The organism is Arthrobacter sp. WCS2018Hpa-7 (assembly GCF_031843805.1).
GTDB lineage: Bacteria > Actinomycetota > Actinomycetes > Actinomycetales > Micrococcaceae > Arthrobacter.
In genome coordinates this window covers 49,680-69,115 of the sequence record NZ_JAVTJB010000022.1, presented here as the reverse complement: position 1 = coordinate 69,115, position 19,436 = coordinate 49,680, and the positions used below count along the sequence as shown (strand labels likewise).

General features: G+C 60.1%; 16 protein-coding genes and 1 pseudogene. 6 read left to right on the top strand and 11 right to left on the bottom strand.

What is annotated here, in order from left to right:
- Nucleotides 1-90: 90 nt before the first annotated feature.
- Entirely contained in the window at nt 91-1,407 is a 1,317-nt protein-coding gene (locus RQH14_RS19305; protein WP_311214745.1) for an MFS transporter, read from the bottom strand.
- A gap of 950 nt (nt 1,408-2,357) precedes the next feature.
- Between RQH14_RS19305 and RQH14_RS19300 the strand changes: the two genes are divergently transcribed.
- Nucleotides 2,358-3,704, top strand: a complete 1,347-nt coding sequence (locus RQH14_RS19300) for an MFS transporter (protein ID WP_311214744.1) — start codon at nt 2,358-2,360, stop codon at nt 3,702-3,704.
- A gap of 476 nt (nt 3,705-4,180) precedes the next feature.
- Nucleotides 4,181-4,306: a hypothetical protein gene (locus RQH14_RS19295; RefSeq protein WP_311214743.1), complete on the top strand. Its 126-nt coding sequence runs from the start codon at nt 4,181-4,183 to the stop codon at nt 4,304-4,306.
- Here the strand turns inward: RQH14_RS19295 and RQH14_RS19290 are convergent.
- The 3 genes from RQH14_RS19290 to RQH14_RS19280 all read right to left on the bottom strand — a co-directional run bounded on the left by RQH14_RS19290 (nt 4,299) and on the right by RQH14_RS19280 (nt 7,406).
- A complete protein-coding gene (locus RQH14_RS19290; RefSeq protein WP_311214742.1) occupies nt 4,299-5,174 on the bottom strand; it encodes an aldo/keto reductase in 876 nt (291 codons plus the stop codon). The two genes, RQH14_RS19295 and RQH14_RS19290, sit on opposite strands and share 8 nt — an antisense overlap.
- A 21-nt stretch (nt 5,175-5,195) precedes the next feature.
- On the bottom strand, nt 5,196-6,047 hold the full coding sequence (locus RQH14_RS19285) for an aldo/keto reductase (protein ID WP_311214741.1): 852 nt from the start codon (nt 6,045-6,047) through the stop codon (nt 5,196-5,198).
- Nucleotides 6,048-6,164: 117 nt separating this feature from the next.
- Nucleotides 6,165-7,406, bottom strand: a complete 1,242-nt coding sequence (locus RQH14_RS19280; protein WP_311214740.1) for an MFS transporter — start codon at nt 7,404-7,406, stop codon at nt 6,165-6,167.
- A gap of 235 nt (nt 7,407-7,641) precedes the next feature.
- On the opposite strand from RQH14_RS19280, the gene RQH14_RS19275 reads away from it, so the two are divergent.
- Nucleotides 7,642-8,307 (top strand): TetR family transcriptional regulator, encoded by a 666-nt coding sequence (locus RQH14_RS19275; RefSeq protein ID WP_311214739.1) that lies wholly within the window; start codon nt 7,642-7,644, stop codon nt 8,305-8,307.
- Between the two features lie 298 nt (nt 8,308-8,605).
- Here RQH14_RS19275 and RQH14_RS19270 read toward each other — a convergent pair whose 3' ends face one another.
- Together RQH14_RS19270 and RQH14_RS19265 are read right to left on the bottom strand one after the other, a co-directional pair.
- Nucleotides 8,606-10,807, bottom strand: a complete 2,202-nt coding sequence (locus RQH14_RS19270; protein WP_311214738.1) for a glycoside hydrolase family 3 C-terminal domain-containing protein — start codon at nt 10,805-10,807, stop codon at nt 8,606-8,608.
- A gap of 34 nt (nt 10,808-10,841) precedes the next feature.
- Nucleotides 10,842-12,131, bottom strand: a complete 1,290-nt coding sequence (locus RQH14_RS19265; RefSeq protein WP_311214737.1) for an MFS transporter — start codon at nt 12,129-12,131, stop codon at nt 10,842-10,844.
- 111 nt (nt 12,132-12,242) lie between these two features.
- On the opposite strand from RQH14_RS19265, the gene RQH14_RS19260 reads away from it, so the two are divergent.
- Nucleotides 12,243-12,887: a TetR/AcrR family transcriptional regulator gene (locus RQH14_RS19260; protein ID WP_311214736.1), complete on the top strand. Its 645-nt coding sequence runs from the start codon at nt 12,243-12,245 to the stop codon at nt 12,885-12,887.
- A 446-nt stretch (nt 12,888-13,333) separates the two neighbouring features.
- On the opposite strand, the gene RQH14_RS19255 is transcribed toward RQH14_RS19260, so the two are convergent.
- Nucleotides 13,334-14,233, bottom strand: a complete 900-nt coding sequence (locus tag RQH14_RS19255; RefSeq protein WP_311214735.1) for an aldo/keto reductase — start codon at nt 14,231-14,233, stop codon at nt 13,334-13,336.
- A gap of 193 nt (nt 14,234-14,426) precedes the next feature.
- Nucleotides 14,427-15,035 (bottom strand): alcohol dehydrogenase catalytic domain-containing protein, encoded by a 609-nt coding sequence (locus tag RQH14_RS19250; protein ID WP_311214734.1) that lies wholly within the window; start codon nt 15,033-15,035, stop codon nt 14,427-14,429.
- Nucleotides 15,036-15,188: 153 nt separating this feature from the next.
- On the opposite strand from RQH14_RS19250, the pseudogene RQH14_RS19245 reads away from it, so the two are divergent.
- Nucleotides 15,189-15,284: pseudogene (locus RQH14_RS19245) on the top strand (transcriptional regulator); the annotation flags it as partial.
- Nucleotides 15,285-15,326: 42 nt separating this feature from the next.
- On the opposite strand, the gene RQH14_RS23180 reads toward RQH14_RS19245, so the two are convergent.
- The 3 genes from RQH14_RS23180 to RQH14_RS19235 form a co-directional block, all read right to left on the bottom strand.
- Nucleotides 15,327-15,650, bottom strand: a complete 324-nt coding sequence (locus tag RQH14_RS23180; protein WP_396136675.1) for a hypothetical protein — start codon at nt 15,648-15,650, stop codon at nt 15,327-15,329.
- Nucleotides 15,651-16,511: 861 nt separating this feature from the next.
- Entirely contained in the window at nt 16,512-17,420 is a 909-nt protein-coding gene (locus RQH14_RS19240; RefSeq protein WP_311214733.1) for an NADP-dependent oxidoreductase, read from the bottom strand.
- Between the two features lie 113 nt (nt 17,421-17,533).
- Nucleotides 17,534-18,559: a DJ-1/PfpI family protein gene (locus RQH14_RS19235; RefSeq protein ID WP_311214732.1), complete on the bottom strand. Its 1,026-nt coding sequence runs from the start codon at nt 18,557-18,559 to the stop codon at nt 17,534-17,536.
- Between the two features lie 130 nt (nt 18,560-18,689).
- Between RQH14_RS19235 and RQH14_RS19230 the strand changes: the two genes are divergently transcribed.
- Nucleotides 18,690-19,283: a TetR family transcriptional regulator gene (locus RQH14_RS19230; RefSeq protein ID WP_311214731.1), complete on the top strand. Its 594-nt coding sequence runs from the start codon at nt 18,690-18,692 to the stop codon at nt 19,281-19,283.
- Nucleotides 19,284-19,436: the final 153 nt, after the last annotated feature.

The window sequence follows — 19,436 nt, the reverse complement described above, 5'->3', positions numbered from 1 at the left end:
AACTTTCCTCGAGCGTGTGGACGGAAATCATTGCTCTCGACACCGGTAAGGGGGTGGCGCCATCCAGACCTCGTAGACCCTCTGACTTACTTAGCTCGTTCCGTTTGGCATCCGTGGTGCCGTTTCCTTGCTAACTGCAACAACTGCCAGAGTGACCAGCGATGCGGCGATGACGTAAAAGCTTGGAGCGAGGTTGTTGCCAGTTGTCGCAATCAGTAGCGTCACGATGAAGGGCGCCGTTCCTCCAAAGATTGAGACGGAAAGGTTGTAACCGAGCGACATGCCTCCATATCGAACCGCCGTTGAAAACATCTCACTCATGGCTACTAGGACGGGGCCCAAGAATACTCCCAAGATCAAGCCAAGAACAATGTGCGCCGTTACTGCGAGAAGCGAACTGCCGATGGACATAAGAGCAAAAAGTGGATAAGTCAAAATTGCGGCTGTCCCGCAGGACCACGTAAGAACGCGTTTGCGTCCCACCTTGTCTGAAAGGGCGCCACTAAGTGGAACGACGACGCAGACGGCAACCAAAGTCAAGGCGGAAGAGAAAGAAGAGACCTGGATATCAAACTTCAATGTGCTTGAAAGGTAGGTTGAGATGAATGTGAGGACAATATAGACAGCAACGTTTTGAAAGAGCGCAAAGGCTGCTACCACCAAGACGGACCTCCAGTGGAGGGTGATCGTGGTCCGCAGTGGTTGTTTCAGTACGGAGCCCGACGTTTTCAGAGCCATGAATTCCGGGCTCTCTTCCAGCCTGTTTCGTATGAGAAGTCCGACAATGCCCAGCGGACCCGCAATTAGGAATGGGACTCGCCAGCCCCACTCAAAGATCTGCTGTTGCGTCAGGGAAAGATTTAGAATCAAGACGGCAACAGAGCCGAGCAGAAACCCGCCCATTGCTCCGAGTTCTACAAGACTGACCAAGAAGCCGCGGCGATGCGGGGGAGCATATTCAGCCACGAAAGCCGTTGCCCCACCGACCTCTCCGCCGGCCGAAAAGCCCTGCACCAAGCGCAAAATGACCAGTGCTATCGGGGCGGCGATGCCCAGGGCCTCGTAGGTAGGCAAGACCCCGATGGCAAACGTTGCTGCTGAAATCAGGAGAATGACTGCGGCCAGGGTCTTTTGTCGTCCGAGCCTGTCTCCCAACGACCCGAAGAAGAGCCCCCCAAGGGGACGCACAACAAAGGCGGCGCCGAAAACGGCGAATGAACTTAGGAGGGCTACGACTGGGTCCGTGGTCGCAAAAAAGATACGCCCGATGATGGGGGCGAGATAAGCATAAATTGCGATGTCATAAAACTCGACGGTACTTCCCACGCTGGCGCCCAGCGTGGCCATGCGGATCATCTTCGGCGATACGCGGGTGGGGGTCGTTTCAGACGAAAGTGCATGCTTCATCGAGTGCGGTATCCAATCCATAAACATTCGGAATCACGTACGAAGGTACGGTAACGTGAATGAGAGATGTGGTCAACTGCGGTACTTCGGACTCTTTTTGCTCTCTGTTGCGGCCCTTAACGCCCGTGGCGGTGGTCCGCCCCGCTATCCGCATTGAGCTGAAGCAGGCGTCAACGATCGTAAGCGTGGCGAGGCTTGCCTTGCATCTGTGGGGACGAAAAAGGCACTTGTTGATCTCGGGCCAATTGCTTGGTACGAACGGTTGGGTCATGTCTTGGCGTGCTGTAACTCCACTCTGACGGCGCTCGGTATTCTTGTGGTCAACATTTCGTTTCCACAGATGCGGGCGGAGCCTCTGCATTGCAGTGCGTGAGGGGCTCCTGCGCGCGTAGGTTTGCGGCGCAGTTTTGTTCGCCGGCAAAATCTCCGAATCGGTAGGGGCAGGGTTCGTTTACGACTGACGCCGGCCTCTGTCGGTACGTGGCCTCTTATCGGCGAAGATCGCTGAGCAGACGTAGCGGGAGTGGTCATCGACGGCGTGGTGGATAGAGGCGTCGCCGCGTAGCTGTCCCCGGTTCTTGAGGGCCGGCCTGGGGAGTGGTGGCGCCGAAGGGGGCGGGCGGACCCTGGAGACCACGATGCGCAGGTGATAAGCCATCCGGACCGGTCCCAGTGTTTGGTCGTCCCCGACAGTGACCCTTGACACAAGGCCAACGTCAGTGGAAACATTATGCCGAACAAGGTTTCGTAAATACGAATACCGGAAGCGCCAGGATCGACCATTCCGGAACAGCAGCCAATGTGAGGCGTGGGCGCCCGCTACAGCTCTGAAGGTTGTTCTGGGCACCATCCCCGTCCAGCCCAGCACTTACCGGCATGCCAGGCCTCACCCCCTAGCCGCCTACCCGACCCACCCTGCACTTACCTGCCAATGTAGACAGGAACATATCGTGACAATCCAAACCACCAAATCCGGCGCAACAGAGGGTGGCACCCAAGCCCGTGCTGTTCCCCACCGTTGGCGGAACCTAGCGACGCTCACGGGCGTCACCATCGTCGATAACACCGAATCCGGGCTCAGCGCCACTCTTTTCCCCACTATCGCTGCGGCTATGAAGCTGCAAAGCAGCCACCTGGGGCTCCTCGCTGCCCTCGGCAAGCTCGTGGCGGTCCCTGCCGGACCCGCGTGGGCCTGGCTGGCAGGACGCATCGGACGCCGCAACGCACTCGTCGCCACGACCATGGTCGGCGGCGCGTTCGGAATCGCCGCCGGATTCTCACAGGATTTCATCCAGCTACTTATCTTCAACACGCTTATGTCCGCTTCCATCATCGGGGGCAGCCCGATCGCCAACGCCATTATCGCCGACTCTTTTGACGACTCCCAGCGAGCCAAAGCGTGCGGTTACTTTTACGGCTTCGTCAGCCTCATAAGTTCTGTCATTGCACCGCTCATAGCGCTTTTCACGGGCCTTTCGGACGGCTGGCGCATGGGAATGTGGACCGTCGGTGGTATTTGCATAGCAGCAGGATTCGTCGTAGCTCTGCTGCTCAAGGACCCCGGTGTGGGGGCCTCCGAAAAGGAGCTGGCAGACCTCTCAAGCCGCGATAGCGTCATTCCCAAGGCCACTTTGCGATCCGTGCTGTCGATGTTCAGGATCCGTTCCTTCTCTCTCATGATGCTCTACCGCCTCCTGTCGGGGCACCTACTAATCACGGTGTTCGGCATCCAGTTCCTCGTCATGGAGCGAGGATTCACCAATGTCGTGGCCGCTATTGTTATGGTTCCCTTCGGTCTCGGATTCTTCGCCGGAAGCCTTGGCGGCGGTTGGCTGGTGACCCTCCTGGATAGGACCATGCCGGACAAGGGACGAATCGCATTCCTTCAGGGTGCGCAAATCCTCTTTGCCGTCGTCGCGTTCTTCGCCACTCAACTTCGGTACGACACCATTGTCGTCTACGGCATATTCTGGGCACTCATGGGCTTCGCCCAGGCTCTTAACCCGCCGGTCAACCGGCCGATCGTTGCCGCCATCGTCCCCCCGGAACTACGGAATCAAGCGTTCGCGATCTTCCTCACTGTTTTTGAGACAATTACCTGGGCCGCGATGTCTCTCGGCGCCGGCGCGCTGGCCGCTACGGTTGGCATCCAGGCAGTCTTCTTGTGGGTGCTCGTCATCCTCATGCTTGTCAACGCCACAGTAATTACAGCGTTGTACTTCTGCTATCCCCGTGATGTTGCGCGAGTTCGCGAGACTCTGGAACGGCGCCGTCAGGTGGCCCTCGAACAGATGTGATGGGTCGCGGTGGGGGTCTTTTCGGACCTCCACCGCGGCGCCGTGTTGAGGGCCTTTCTCAATCGGGGATGGAAACGCTAACAATGGAAGCCGGAGATTGGTCCCCGGACGTACCGATCGGGGCCCAAGCCAACGACAAATCGGTTGGCGGTTGCAGAATGGCTACGACCGTGTTCCAAGACTTAATACTTTTCAGATGGCCGGTCGAGCGCACGAGGATTGGTAGTCCGCCCATAACCGACGATCTTTGGCTTGTCCGATGACTGTGCCGCAAATTACTAGAGTTATGCGTAGATGCAAATGGGCGTAACCGTAGTTGTTGGAGTTGACGGCAGCGGGACAGCAAAAAAGACCGCGGAGTCCCTCGGGCGTGCAGTTGAGGTAACTCACTTTGCAGTTCGCGGCCGGCCCGCAGATGTGTTCATCAACCAGGCCGTTCAGACGGAGCCCGCATCACCGTTGTCGGCAACCGACGGATGCGCGGCGTCAGCCGCGTGCTGGGAAGCGTTGCCAACAGAGTAGCGCACCACGCACTCTGCGATGTCTACCTCGCTAACACTTACGACGCCCGACACAGCCGACTGATGAGGCCAGTCAGGTGAGGCGAGTGTTGCCGAGCATTGTGACGCTGGCTGGATCGCGGTGGTCGAACACGGCGGTGGCTCCGGTGTCGAGGGTTGCGATGCGCGCCATCTCGTTCTCTGAGAGTTCGAAATCGAATACGTCGATGTTCTGCCGCATCCGTTCTGGATTGAGGGACTTTGGGATGACGATGATGCCGCGCTGAATCAGCCAGTGCAGTATCACCTGGGGTACCGTCTTGTCGTGATCGGCGGCGATGGCGGTGAGGGTGGGGTCGTTGACGAGGTCGTGCTGGCCTTGGCCAAGGGGACCCCAGGACTCGAGCCGTACACCTCGGTCGGACATGACCTGCTGGTCGATACCGCGCTGGAAATAGGGGTGCGTCTCGATCTGGTTCACAGCCGGCACGATGTCGTTGTGGTCGATAAGGTCGATAAGTCGGTCCGGGTAGAAGTTTGAGACCCCGATGGCACGGGCGCGACCGCTTCGGTAGATGTCCTCCATTGCCCGCCACGCGCCGTAGTAGTCGCCGAAGGGCTGATGTATGAGGTATAGATCCACGTAGTCCAGGTGGAGCATGCGGAGAGACCGTTCGTAGGCCAGGGCAGTGTTCTTCTCGCCGGCGTCCTGAATCCAGAGTTTCGTGGTAACAAATAGTTCGCTGCGCGGGATGCCACTCGTTGCGATGGCTCGCCCGACCGCTTCTTCGTTTTGATATCCGGCGGCGGTGTCGAAGGACCTGTATCCGGCCTCCAGGGCGTCGAGTACCGCTTTCTCTGTTTCGGCCGGCGGAATGAGGTAGACGCCGTAGCCGACGACCGGCATTTCGATGCCGTTGTTGAGTGTGATGTTGGGGATGTGGTTCGACAAGGGTTTGCGGTCCTTCATTGGTCGTTGGTGCTGGTTCGGCTAGGCCTCTGGGATTTCGAGGCCCCAGCTGGAGGGGTCGATCGCGTCGGGGTCCGGTCCTCCGCGTGCGCCGGTGTTCAGAGAGTCCAAGCGGCCGAGTTCGTGCTCCGTAAGGGTGAAGTCGAAAACATTGAAATTCTCGACGATGCGCGACGCGTTTGTGGACTTTGGGATCACAGAACGGCCCCGCTGCAGGTGCCAGCGGAGCAGGACTTGCGCGGGGGACTTGCTGTTGCGGTTTGCGATTTCTGCAACGGCAGGGTCTTGGAGCACATTCCTCCTTCCCTCGCCCCAGCCCGGGTAGAAGGTGATACCGCCGATCGGGGACCACGCTTGGGTAAGGATGCCGAGCTCGGCATTGGTGCGTTGCACGTCGGGCTGTGAGAAGTACGGATGCAGCTCAACCTGGTTCACAGCCGGGATGATCTCCGTCTTCTCGCGCAGCGCTGCCAAGTGGCGCGGCATGAAGTTGCTGACTCCGATGGACCGCACCTTTCCGTATGCGAGGAGTTGCTCCAGCGCGCGGTACGCCTCGAGCGTGCGCTCGAAATGCTGCGGCATCGGCTGATGCAGGATCAGCAGATCGATTCTGTCGAGGCCGAGTTTCCGGGAGCTCTTCTCGAACGCGTGAAGCGTCTCGGCATGGCCGTAGTCGCTGACCCAGACCTTGGTCTCGATGAAAACATCGTCCTGGTCAACGCCGGACAGACGGATGCCCTCACCGACCTCGCGTTCGTTTCCGTACCCCGCCGCGGTGTCGATGTGCCGGTAGCCGGCGTTCAGGGCGGTTGCGACTGAGGCCGCCGTTTCTTCGGGGGCGCTCTGGAAAACGCCGAGACCGAGGACTGGCATTGTTACGCCGTTATTGAGTGTGATTGTCTCGTTCAATTTTTCCTTCGTTTCTGTGGACCGAGCCCCGGTCTCGGGACTCAGTACCTGGAGAGTCTTCGCCGTTGCTTGTCCGTCAGGCTATGACCGCTCTTGGGCTCTTTTGGCCTTTTTGGCGGTGAGGCCGAGTCCGATGCAAGGCACTGCGGCGGCGATCGTCAGAATCAGGCCGATGGCTGGTACGCCCTGTTCGGCCAAGGAAGACGCGATCGCGACGCCGCCAAGCCCGGAGCCAACGGCGATGCCGATGTTGAAGAATGAGTTGCTCAATGCGATCGGGAGCACCCCGTCCGGTCCAGCAGTCTGGAGCGCTTCAGAAACGAGGACCGGGGCTGTCGCGAATCCGAACAAGCCCATAAGGGTGAAGAACAGGACCGCGATGATGGGGTCGCTGCCCCAGAGCAGGAGCACGGCCATGGTGACGATGAGACCCGCTACTGCGGTACCGACCACACTATACGGGCGGCGGTCACCGAATCGGCCGCCGACGGTGGTGCCAGCCAGGGCGCCCACACCGTAGGCAATCATGACGAGGGGTACGATGGCCTCTGCCATGCCAGCACGTTCGGTCAACTGCGGAGCGATATAGCTGTAGACGCCGAGGAAAGCGGCTTGGATGAGTGCGGTTGCGATGTAGATGACCCAGAGTCGGGTGTTGCGTACGCGACGGAACTCAGCGCGAAGGTTGGCCTTCCCGTCCGTGACTTTACTTCCGGGGAGCACCTTCCATACGAGGGCTGCGCAGCCCGCTGCGAGGACGGCTAGACCCCAGAATGGACCCTGCCAGCCAAAGAGCTGTCCAGCGGCGGTACCGATCGGCACGCCAAGGACTGTTGCGAGGGTGACGCCGCCAACCATAATTCCCATCGCTTTCGCTCCGGCCTCAGGACCTGCGGCTGCTGCTGCAACAACTGCGCCTATAGCCCAGAACGTCCCCGTGGCTATCGCTGCGACGAAGCGGGCAATGAGCACCACGGCAAAATCTTCGGTGGAAGCGGCCACGACATGGGCAACCGCGAACAAAAGAAGCGCCATGATGAGCGTTGCTTTGCGGGGAAGGCGCAGTGTGGCGATCGACATGATGGGCGTTCCGATCACCATTCCCAGTGCGTAAACAGAGATGAGCAGCCCCGCCTGGGCGATCGTTACATTGAGAGAGGAAGCCACCTGTGACAGAAGGCCGGCGATGATCATTTCTGTTGTGCCCATGACGAACGTGACAACGCCGAGCATCCACACGATGAAAGGTAGCCGCTTCCGGCTTGCGTCATCGGCGGTGATCTCTCCCGTCGCTACATCAATCGGAGCATGAATAGTGGGCATAAAGGTGCGTCCTTTCAGGGACAGAGAAGCTACACGGTGGGCAGGTTGAGGGCGCGGGAATGCCGTAACACTCGTCGACGCTACGGCGGCTGCTGAAGCAGGGGGATCCCTTCGCTGAACCGCGGATCCTCATCTACGGTCCTTTGATACCAAATGAAGTGGATAAGTAGTATCCATTTACATCACTTTAGCAGCTAATCGGATATCTTGCATCCACTTGTACTAGTCTTAGAGCATGACAGATCGAACTTTGCGAAAGGACGCCGCACGCAATCGCGATCTCCTCATCGCCGCGGGCCGCGAACTGTTTGCGCGACGCGGCCTGGCTGCCACACTCAACGACGTAGCCCACCAAGCAGGGGTCGGCGTGGGTACCGCCTACAGACGCTTCGCCAACAAGGAGGCTCTGATCGAGGCTATTTGGCACCAGCAGGTGGACGAATTGGAGGCGATCCTGCAAGAAGCCCTCGCAGTGTCGGACCCGTGGGGAGGGCTGGTGCTTTACCTTGAAAAGTCTCTGGCCGCACAGGCTGTCGACCGTGGAATGGCGCAGATGCTTGCAGGGCGCACATGGCCCGAGCACTATGACCGGCAGCGAGATCGGCTTGCTCCTTTGGTTGACCAGATTGCTGCACGGGCACGTGAGGCCGGATGCCTCCGCGGGGATGTTACGGGCACGGATCTGATATTTCTCCAGATTGCTCTCACCGATATTTCGGGCGCCGTCCAGGACGGGACGCTGCCCGAAGGGCGCGGTGACGCCGACCGGCTGCACCTCCGCTACCTATGGATCGTTTTGGACGGACTGAATACGTCGACGTCGAGGCTTTCCGAACTTCCTGTGCCAGCCCTAGAAACACACGAGGCACACGCGCTCCTACAGCCCCGCCAACGGCACTGATACAACGCGGTGCACCTCTTGGAGGGATGCTGCTGGCCCTGGCCGGGCCGCAAATCGGCTCGCCCGGGACAGGGTTCGGCACTCGCACGTTCTGAGTTACTAAGCTCCACGCTCGTGAAGTTGTGAATCGGGCCAAGCATGGCACGGACGGGCCCGAAGGAAGCTTGGGAGACCCAAATTCGAACTTTGCGACATGCCGGCGCTCACTCCACTCGCGGAACGCTTTATCGACCAGGTTCGCTTAGAGAGCGGGGCGGCGGTACATCCATCGGGCCGAGCTCCCATCGCAAGCAAAAAATCACGACGAGGGCCGGGCCTGGTCAAGTATGCGGGCGGCCTCACTGTACGGCAGTGGGAACCCGTCAACACGGCCGATGGGAAACATTCCGAGCACTCGCATTGCCTGTTCATCAACCTCCATCCCGTTTCTGATCAGCGCCTCGCGGAACAAGGGACCGGCGATCGGATCCGCGAGGACTTCATCCGAGCCGGACTCCATGGAGAGCTCAAGCGTCACTGCCTCTCCTGAGAGGTCGATCTTGGTGACTGTCCGGATATCTCGGCTCGAGGCACCAACCTCGATCAGGTATGTTCCCGACTCAAGAATCCACCCATCGATGCGGGTGTCCCAGTAGGCGAGTTCGGTACGCCGCAAAACGACAGAGGTCAGATGGGTTTGACCGGGTTCAAGCTCTACCGTCGCGAACCCCTTGAGTTCACGCGGAGCCCGGATCACCGCTGAGTTGGCGAAGGATGTGTAGACCTGTACAACCTCGCGTCCGGACGCGGTGCCCGTATTGGTGACCTGCACGGTGACGAGGAGGTCACCGCCCTCCTGTTCATTGACGGTGACGTCGCTGTACTCGAAGGTCGTATAGGACAGGCCGTGGCCGAACGGGTATGCGACGTCGAGTGCGCGAGCATCGTATCCGCGGTAGCCGACGAGACCACCTTCTCCGTAGAGCACGTGATGCAGCTCGCCGGGAAAGTTTCCATAGGAGGGGTTGTCTTCAACCCTGAGGGGGATTGTTTCAGCGAGGCGGCCCGATGGGTTGACGATTCCGTAGAGGACGTCGGCTGTGGCAGCCCCACCGCCCTGGCCGAGCAGCCAGCCTTCGAGGATCGCGGGCACTTCGGTTGCGAACGGGATTGTTACTACCCCTCCGTTGGAAAGTAGGACGACGGTGGCCGGGTTCGCCTCGACGACGGCCTTGATAAGGTCCAGCTGCACTTGTGGGAGGTCGAGGTGGGTGCGATCGAATCCCTCGGATTCCTCGGTCTCTGGGATTCCGATGAAAAGCAGTGCGACTTCTGCTGCTTTGGCCGTGGCGACGGCTTCGGCTCGCAAGGTTCTCTCGTCGCCGGAGCCGTCGAGCGTGAAGCCAGGGCGGAAGGCTACCTCTGCAGTGGACCTAGCGCGAATTTCTTCGAGTGCACAATCTATTCTGGTCGGATTGACCTGCGAGGATCCACCACCCTGGAAGCGGGGCGTGCGGGCGAATTCTCCAATGACGGCGATCTTGGTCTCGCGGGCGATGGGGAGGAGTCCACCGCTATTCTTGAGAAGCACCAGGCTTCGTGATGCAGCTTCGCGGGCGAGCCTGTGGTGGGCCTCGGAGTCGTAGGTCGCTGCCCTGGGTGTGCCGTCCGTCGCGCGTTGGATGAGTTCCAACACTCGTGCGGCCAAGGTCTCCAGCTGTGACTCGGGGAGTGACCCGTTGACGACTGCGGCAGCGATCTGAGCATCAGTCCTGCCTCCGCTTGCGGGCATCTCCAGGTCGAGGCCGGCGTGGGCTCCCGCGACACGATCGCTGACCGCCCCCCAATCCGAGAGCACCAGACCGTCGAATCCCCATTCGCCCCGCAGCAGATCTGTCAGCAGCCAGCGGTTCTCAGAGGCGTAGACGCCGTTGATTCGGTTGTAGGACGCCATGATTGTCCACGGTTGTGCATCTTTTACCACCCGCTCGAAGGCGCGGAGATAGATCTCCCTCAGAGTGCGCTGATCGACATCGCTCGAGACGCGCAGCCGATCGGTCTCCTGATTGTTCACGGCGAAATGCTTCAGCGATGCGCCGACTCCCTGCGACTGGATTCCGCGAACGATCGCGGTGCCGAGCACTCCTGAGAGAATGGGATCCTCGGAAAGGTACTCGAAGTTGCGCCCGCAGAGCGGTGAACGCTTGATGTTGATGCCAGGCCCCAGCAGGACATGAACTCCCAGTGAGGCGGACTCTATCCCGAGCGCTACTCCAACCCGCTCCGCCAGTGACGGGTCCCAGGAGGATCCGAGGGCGACGGCCGGAGGGAAGCAGGTTGCTCGTTCACTAGCGGACAGGGCGAGGTGGTCACCGTTGCCCCGTTGGAGCCTCACGCCGTGAGGTCCGTCGCTGATGGTGATGGCTGGTATGCCCACACGCGGTATAGGCTGCGTGCTCCAGAATCCACCTCCGCTGAGGAGCGAAGTTTTCTCGGTGAGGGTGAGATCGGTGACAGTCATCACGGGTAGGAGGTCCTTTGCGAAGCGGGGAGGATTAGCGGACGTGCTTGATGCGGATAACGAATATCAACCCGATTAAGGCCGCCGCAATGGAGACGGGGAACACAAGCGCATACGACCCAGTCATTGTGACGATAGTAGAGGTGATCACCGGTCCGAGGGTCTGACCACCCGTTGTGGATAGATTGAGGATCCCCAGATCCTTGCCCGCCTGAGCAGGGTCGGGAAGGACATCTACGAGGAGTGCCTGATCGACCGAGGTGTAGACGCCGTATCCAAAGCCGGCGATACCAGCGAACAACAGCATTCCCATGGTCGATGGGTAGATCCACGGCATGGCGATTCCGATGCAGAAGAGCAGACTAGCTAGAACCACCGGCAGCTTCCGCCTCTTGATGAGGTCGGAAATCGGGCCGGAAGCTACGGATCCGACAATCGACACAACGAGGGTGATGATGGACATTGCCGCAAGCGTCTGGGCTGACTCGGCGAGACCCTGCCCGACGTGCTGCTGCACGATGTAGAGCTGATAGGCCACCACCATGTTGTACGAGATGAGCATGAAGAACCTCTGCCCAAATGCCCAGTAGAAATCCGGTGCGTTGCGCGGTGGACGGAAAGACCGGAACACCTCGGTGAGTGACTGTGGGGTGCGCGGCAGGTCCCGTGCCGAAGGCTCGCGGGGCCAGATGAGCAATGCTATGACGCCGCTGACTACGACGAGTCCGCCGCCGAGTACAAAACCGGGCAAGGTGTTGCCGAGGAAGGCTGCGCCGATGAGTGATCCGCTGGGGACGCCGACAGTAACGCCTCCTCCGTAGAAAGCCGACGCCGTTCCGCGCACTTGCTGAGGAATTCGGTCGGAGAGGACCGAGACGGCTGGCGCCAGCAGCAGGCTGACCGTGATCTGGAAGCCACAGAAGGCGAGGATGATGGCAGCAGGATTCGTGAGGGCGCCGACAAGGATGAGGCTGGCGCCTGCTGTGATCGTTCCGGCAAGTATCCACGGAGAGCGACGTCCGAACCGGCTTCGCGTCCGATCAGAGAGGTTTCCGACGACGAGGTTGGCGACCAGCGCGCACATCGCGCCGAAGGCATTGACGGCGCCCAGCACCCCCGCCGGGTTCGCGAAGCCCAGGTCGGTCAGCCGCTGTGGTAGGACGACGGCCGCGACAACCATAAAGCCAGCCACCCATAGGAAGCCAAGCAACGCGAAACCGATGCAGTAGCGGAAGATCTGAACGGCAGTCGCCGACGTGGCCGAGATCGACGTAGTCGCAGTTCCTGGGGGCTTCAACTCGGAGAACGAGGTTGGGTGGGACATGTTGTGCACTCCTTCAGGCATCGTTGCCGGGCGGGTGCCCGATGTATGAAGATCATAGAACCTAATTTACCAACCAGTCAATAAATTAAAATGAGGCGGTATTCTGAAGTTGTGAGTGAAGCTAGGCAACGTGGAGTCGGACGCCCCCCAGCAGGTGGAGAGGACAAACGGCAGCGCATCCTTGATGAAGCTTCAGACGTCTTTGCCACGGATGGGTATGAGGCGTCATCCCTTGATCAGATTGCCCGGCGGGCCCGCATCTCGAAGGCGGGGCTGCTTCACCATTTCGGCTCGAAAGTAGCTCTTTACTCCGCGGTTCTCGAGCAGTGGGATGGTCAGAACCAGGATCAGTGGACTCCCTCTGAGGAACCGTGGGACTTCCTCGATTCATGGGTAGATCTCGCGGTCCGTAACGAACGCCGCCCGGAGACGATAGCGCTCTATACCTCGTTATTGCCGAGTGTGATGAACCCGGACCACCCCGCCCACGGGTGGATGCGCGCGCATCTGGAGCGCGCTGTCGAGCTTATTGCTTCAGGGTTCGAAGAGGGAAAGCGGCGCGGGTATGTCAAGGCGGATGCACCTTCGATCGAGCTCGCTCGATCAGTCACGGCCTACTCCGACGGCATTCAGGTACTCTGGCTGTGCCAGCTGAGCGCTCGGGATGGCCAAGAATCTGGGGTCGAGTTGCCGATGAACCTCGCCGAGCAGATGAGGATCTTCATCGACATGATCAAACGCTCGTGGGGAATCTGACTCGCCTTGCGCATTTAGGGTTGCGGACGAGCGGTCTGCCCCGCTCTGATAGTTGGACTAGGTGTCCAACTATGTGACTCCACCGCGTTCGTTGTGATGGTGGATTGCGCGGCCTGAGAATATGCCGCTCCAGTCACTAGTTCAACCGACGTAGGGCGAACTCACCCGATGCAAACGGTGGGTGCTCAGGTGCACTGACATGCCACAACCAGCTATCCTCGTCACTCAATCTGGGCCGGTGCCAAATCGTTTTTCATGGGGTGCCATCAGTCTTGTCGCCCTGGAAGCCGCAACGACGGACGCGGATAGGCCTAGCCTGGCTGAAAGATGGACAAGAATCATTCAGCGATGGAACGGCAGTTGCCGCCCCTGTCGAGGGCAGTGTTGCTGACGACGTCTTGACTTGAACCGTGCTAGCGGCCCTATGCCGCATGAGAGGTTAAGGATCAGTGAATCGGTTCTGCCGCACTGGGGGCTGCTTCGTCCTCGGCCTTGTATACGCCGAAAGTCACGCGTGGCATTTGGGCAAAGTCAGTCACGGGTTCATAACTCTCGACGATGCTGATGTTCTGTTGGACTTCGTGAGGCCAGCGCATCCCAATGATCCCTGAATGGATACGGGAGTCGGACAGCACGAACTTCAGGGCGGTGTCGTACAGGCTGTGCGCCTGTTGCCATCCGGGGGCGAGGAATGTAGCTTCTCGTTGGAAGATCCCGGAGGTCATCGTTCGCATGGTGACAATGCCGGCACCCGCTTCGTCCGCTTGGGGCAGGAAATGGCGTGCTGCCCCCTGGTAGATGAGGTTATAAGCGATTTGATAGACCTCGATCTCTCCTGTGCTCAGGAACGGTATCAGTGTCCATGGTTCCTCTGAAGTGATACCGATGTGGCCGATTTTGCCCTGTGCACGCAGTTTGACGAGTGCACTGAGAGGGCCGCCATTGATGACATGGTCCACGTCTTTGTTGGAGAACATGCGCCCATGGATTTGTAGCACGTCGATATGGTCGGTTTGCAGGCGTTCAAGGCTGCTGTGGACGCTGTCTTCCATGCCCGCGGCATCAAGATGAAACCACGCTTTGCTGGCGAGCACGCACTCATCGCGGCGTTCTTTCATTACCCGACCAATGAGAGTCTCGCTGTAGCCATCGCCATATGCCTGGGCCGTGTCGATGTAGTTGATCCCTGAGTCAAGACCGGCGTTGAGAGTGTCGATAACAGTTTCTGCCCCTTCCTCGCTCAGCGGGTTCCATCCGGTGGCCTCGTGGACGTATGTGAAAGCTGCCCCGCCAATCGCGATTGGTGAGACCGCGAGTCCTGTTCGACCCAAAAGACGTTTCTGCATGACTGCTCCTAATCTTTGATGTTCATTTATGGAGGAAGGTGGGGATGCGAGATCGGGTAATGTATCGCTTCCGAACCGACGAGGTGCTTCGTAAAGCAGAGTCACCTCAAAGCGACCGTCACCGGCACTCGTTGTGTCTGGTTTTCCTGCCGAGTCGGCGGCGAGGCCCGCTGAACCTGGTTGGCAGTTGTTATTAAGTGGTTGGGGTTGGCGCCGCAGGTTCCATCTTCCGGCGATCCCGGACGTTATGGTCGGACCAGTACTTTGCCCGTAGTGATGCGGCCGTCGAGTACGAGGGCAGCAGTTCCTCGATGTACGCCCTGGCCGGCGCGACCCCGCCGGTGGGCATGACGTCGGAGAGGCTCAGCAATGACGGGATCAGCGTCTCGTCGAAGCCGGAGGGGACCACAACAAGGGTTCCCGAAGCCTGCGGCACGCGGGCATATTCGCCCTGCCCGCCGTCGTCGTGCCCGCCCCAATGGGCACCATTGCGGCAGGAGGTCTGCAGGCCTTCCTTGCAGAAGTCGCAGGTGCCGTCGGAGGCAACGAAAGGTGCGATGACAAAGTCACCAATTGTCGGGCCGGTCACTTCGGAGCCGAGTTCTTCGACGATGCCGACGAACTCGTGGCCCATGCGGGCGCCTTCGGGGGATTCGGGTTTGGAGGCGTAGGGCCACAGGTCGCTGCCGCAGATGCAGCCGGCGACTATACGGACGGTTGCGTCGGTGGGCTCCTGGATGGTGGGGTTGGGGACGGTTTCGACGCGCACGTCTCCGGCACCGTAGATCAGTGTTGCTCGCATGGTGTTTCCTTCGTAAATTGGTGGCCAGGTTCCAGTGAACACCGGTGGTGGACCTCGTGGGAGTGCATGTCAGTACCCCCATGAACCGGTCCCCGGCGTGCGCGGACTGGCAGTTCCTCCCTCGCGTCAGCCCCCGGGCGTAGCGTGGAAGCCATGACACACAGCGAGGACGTGTGGAGGTTCCTGACCACCCGCCGCGTCAGAATCACCCCCGATGAAGCAGGACTGCCCGCCTATGGCGGCAACAGGGTGTTGATTGAGGCACCATTTGGGTAACACCCATGAAGCACATCAGCGAGAAAGAGAATGCCTACTGATCGTTGGAGCGAGGAAAGCCTTGCACGCCACGGGGCGGCCGGAGCTGTGCGCCAGGACTAAAACAACGCCCTGGTTCCAGAATCGTGGGCATCGAACTACGTTTAGGGCATGTCGAGTCGGGTTTTGTATGCGGTGTTTTTGTGGTGTTCCAGGCGGCGATGATGCCGGCTCCGAGCATTGGTCGGTGAGTCGTGCGAAGCGGTAGCCGGGGTCTGTGTCGAGGGCGAGGTGCATGTATTGGTGTGCTTTGGATCCTCGGCCTTCCCACCAGTTGATGTAGCCGATGGTGGTGAGGATTGGTGCTGCGTGGTGTGGACGGGTTCTGGTGTGTGCGTGAATGAGGAGTCGTTGGGCCCTTTAGACGCGCGACCACTTCGGCGCGGTCCCGGTTTGGGCGAAGAGATGTGTTGGGGTGGTTCGTTGATGCCGGGGATGTCTGCCATGAGCCGGTCGCGGATGTGCGGGAATTGAAAGTTCGCGATGAGCGTGGCGCAGTCCCCGTCGGTGGGGAAGTCGATGCTATCCAGCAAGCCCTCCAGAGCCTCCTGGCTTCTAGTGCCGCCTGATGGGGTGCCCCGGCGCGGATGGTGTTAATGCGGGTTTTCGGCGGCGGTGGCGTGGTCCGCTTCGTCGGCCCGCGTGGGGAGGACTATGCGGTTGGTGGGGTGCGATGGTGCTGCCGCGGTAGATGAATTCCGGGTATCTGCGGATCGTCTGCAAGGCCGGGGAGGGCGGTGGTGTTCCAAAACCCCGGTAAGGCTACGGTCGAATGCGAGGACGGGGCACGAGACTTTGGGCCGATCAGTCCATTGAGGGCTGAAGGAGTTCGAACCGGCCGGAAAGATCCTGAAAACCTTGTGCGCCCCATGCCAGTGCATCATGTTTTCGGGAGAGAAGTGAACACTTTCAGCCCTGTAACCCAGGCGTGGCAAAGAATAACCGCATTCCCCCGCTGGGGTCGCTTGAGAAAATGAACGTTAGAGTACACTAGGCCAATCGTTCGGAGGTCGTTGGCGTACTCTGGCGCCCGCCGTCCGGGCTGCCTGCCCGATGTTGGCGAAGGTGCCGCGCCTTGCACGATCTACCCGCCGACTCCGCGACGCCCTCGTAGCCTCCGTCATTGGAACGGGGAGGGCGCCGCTGCTCCGCAACAGTTCGTCAGGGAACGGTCAGCACGATGCGTCCGCCGCTCACCTCCCCGGAAGCGAGATGAGCGTGCGCGGCCCGGGCCTCATTTAGTGGATAGCTCGCAGCGACGCGGAGGGCGAGTTCTCCTCGTGCGGCGAGGTCCGAAAGGGTCGTGAGCATCGCGCCATCGGCGGCGATCTGTGTGAGTCGGACCCGTATGCCGCGCTCGGATTGCGGTAGGGCGTCGATACGCGTGGAGACGAATGCGCCCCCGTCTCGCACTGCGCCGAGGACCTCGTCGCCGAGCATCGCGGTATCGATGACACCGTCAACACCATTCGGATAGCGGCTACGGATAGCACCCACCAGCGCGTCGTCGGAGATGAGGTACTCGTCGGCGCCGGCGATGTCTGTGGCGAATGCGCCGTCTGCCGAACGACCACATGCGATAACGGTCGCGCCCCGTCGCTTCGCTAGCTGCACGGCGTACGCTCCCACGGCGCCCTGGCCGCCGGTGACCAGAACCGTAGTTCCCGGCTCGATTCGGAGCAGCTCGACGGACTGTGCCGCGGTGAGTCCATTGAGGGGGATAGTGGATGCTGCTGTCGGGTCGATGCCTTCCGGGGCTGGGGCGAGTGCGTGGCTCGGTACGATGACGTACTCGGCTTGCGCCCGATACTTGGCCACGGCACCAGCGCTGATTGCGATCACCGCTTGACCCGGTTGCCACACTGTTCCTGGTCCGGGGACGTCAACGACACCGGCGATATCCCAGCCGATCCCGAAGAAGTCGCCCTCCGGTGGTGCCGGAAACCGCCCGCTCCAAGCTGCGATGTCGGTGGGATTCAGGGCGGCCGCCTGTACTTTGATCCTCACTTCGGCATAACCCGGCTCCGGGATTGGGACTTCCTCGACGCTGATATCGTCGAGAGTGCCCACCGAACGGTAGATGACTGCGCGCATAGTTGCTTCCTTACGAAGGTCGATTTTGTTTATTCTGACTCGCACTTCCCACTGGTAGCTGGGCAGTGCGAACATTCTTTTGTTTCTTCTCAGCGCGAAGCCGGGAGACCCTGTCTAATCCCTACGAGTGCCTGACTCAGCCTCGAAGTCTGAACGTCGATCGCCTGGGGTCCGTTGCCTGTGAGTACGCGCAGTTCGCTGTCGTAGACTGCGCGTGCTGAGGTGGGGTTGATCGTTCCGGCGAGAGAGAACCCCGCATCGCGGAGAATTTCGTCCGCGTAGGAAGTGGGGCGGCTCCGTTCACCAGGAACATGTGGATAGCTCACTGTGAATGCGATCAGCTCAGAGCGCTTGTCTGCAACTGTCACCTTCGCCGCCGTGAACGCATTCTCAACGAGACGATACGGTTCGCCGTCCTCATCAACGCGCCACCAGGTCGATGCAAGCGCGACCGGCCCATGGCAGATGAGCGAGATCACGCCGCCATTCTCGCGTACGACATGCAAGGTCTCACCGAGCCATGCGTCCGATGTTAGATCTGCCATCGGAGCGTGACCGCCGGGTACATGCACGAAGTCGAACTCAGCTAGATTGAACGCGTCCGAACGGTCTCGGTGTCGTTGCACGATCGTTTCGAGCGAAGCGAACGGTATGGCGGGAAGGTTGCTTAGTCTCTCGACGAGTTCCTCGCGATACTCAACAAGCTCCGGTTCAGTGTTCGGAAGGATGCGGGAAACAGGGATGCCGCCGAGATGTTGCTCGAGCAGGCGCACCTCGCGCTCACGCCGCTCCGCGAGACCTCGGTGCCGGCGACGTAGCCCCTGGATGTCGGGCTTGCGTCCTGCCTGCTCGATCATCGTCAGACCGATGGTCAGCCCGAAGGCTGACCCAGCATGCATGGCCAAGGCGATGCCGTTGATATCAAGCTGTGGAGCCCGCCCATCCGGGGTTGCGAAGGTGAAATCGTACTCGTCGCCGAACGTCCGGAGGATCTCCGCGAGCTCGACGAGAAAGAATCCCGTCGATATTGAGCCTACATGCGCCGGCTCGGCGATTCTGAGGTCGTGCGCCGACGAGATGATGATGAGCGCCTTACGGCGCATAGCTACCGACATTCGTTGCTCCTGCTCTACGTTGTCTATAAATGGCATCATAGACACATATTGGCACTGAGTGCCACATTGCGTCTAAATGCGTTCCAACGCACAAATGGGCACGGAGTGTCACGACTGATAAGATGTGAGCATGGTTTTGATTGTCGACGTGCGTCAACGAGCCCGCGATGCTCTTCGCCAGGGCATCGCCGAGGTTGCACTGGCGTTGTTCGATGAGCGGGGTTTCTCGGCGGTCACTGTGGACGAGATCGCAGAAGCTGCTGGCATCTCGCGGCGTACGTTCTTCCGACATTTCGCAACGAAGGAAGACGTCGTTTTCACGAATATCATGGAGAACGGCATCATACTTCGTGATGCGCTGGCGCTGGTGCCCTCGGACGTGCATGCCTGGAGCGCAGTGCACGCAGCATTCCTGCAGAGCGCCGATTCCGTCGATTTGGCTCGCGAGCAGTGGCTTCTCGTACTCCGAGTCATCCAAGCAACACCGGCGCTTCGCGCACGAAACATCGAAAAACACTTCACATGGGCACAGTTGCTCGCCCCGGAGATCGAAACCCGACTGCACGGCTCCGTTATCGCTCGACGGAGAAAGTCTTTGACCTTGGCGAGTGCGGCGTTGGCCTGTCTCGATGTCGCACTCTCGGAGTGGGCTGCGGGGGGCGGTGAAGAACGATTCCGGGACGTCTTGACGGACACGTTCGCCGCGATCACGGATGCTGCTTGAGGGAGACCACGTGCCGATCGACTTCGCGGCCCCCATCCGAACCGATGCGGACTGATCACTCGCGGGACTTTTCGGTCCGCTGAGGTTCGAGGCTACTGGAATCTCCGCTTGGCCCACACCACCTCGACAGGCGCAGCGAGGGTGATCTCACGC

Excerpts from the sequence above, each read along its gene's own strand:
- RQH14_RS19305 (WP_311214745.1), bottom strand. The coding sequence starts at position 1,407 with ATGAAGCATGCACTTTCGTCTGAAACGACCCCCACCCGCGTATCGCCG.
- RQH14_RS19295 (WP_311214743.1), top strand. The coding sequence starts at position 4,181 with ATGCGCGGCGTCAGCCGCGTGCTGGGAAGCGTTGCCAACAGAGTAGCG.
- RQH14_RS19290 (WP_311214742.1), bottom strand. The coding sequence starts at position 5,174 with ATGAAGGACCGCAAACCCTTGTCGAACCACATCCCCAACATCACACTC.
- RQH14_RS19285 (WP_311214741.1), bottom strand. The coding sequence starts at position 6,047 with ATGCCAGTCCTCGGTCTCGGCGTTTTCCAGAGCGCCCCCGAAGAAACG.
- RQH14_RS19280 (WP_311214740.1), bottom strand. The coding sequence starts at position 7,406 with ATGCCCACTATTCATGCTCCGATTGATGTAGCGACGGGAGAGATCACC.
- RQH14_RS19275 (WP_311214739.1), top strand. The coding sequence starts at position 7,642 with ATGACAGATCGAACTTTGCGAAAGGACGCCGCACGCAATCGCGATCTC.
- RQH14_RS19270 (WP_311214738.1), bottom strand. The coding sequence starts at position 10,807 with ATGACTGTCACCGATCTCACCCTCACCGAGAAAACTTCGCTCCTCAGC.
- RQH14_RS19265 (WP_311214737.1), bottom strand. The coding sequence starts at position 12,131 with ATGTCCCACCCAACCTCGTTCTCCGAGTTGAAGCCCCCAGGAACTGCG.
- RQH14_RS19255 (WP_311214735.1), bottom strand. The coding sequence starts at position 14,233 with ATGCAGAAACGTCTTTTGGGTCGAACAGGACTCGCGGTCTCACCAATC.
- RQH14_RS19250 (WP_311214734.1), bottom strand. The coding sequence starts at position 15,035 with ATGCGAGCAACACTGATCTACGGTGCCGGAGACGTGCGCGTCGAAACC.
- RQH14_RS19235 (WP_311214732.1), bottom strand. The coding sequence starts at position 18,559 with ATGTCGGTAGCTATGCGCCGTAAGGCGCTCATCATCATCTCGTCGGCG.
- RQH14_RS19230 (WP_311214731.1), top strand. The coding sequence starts at position 18,690 with ATGGTTTTGATTGTCGACGTGCGTCAACGAGCCCGCGATGCTCTTCGC.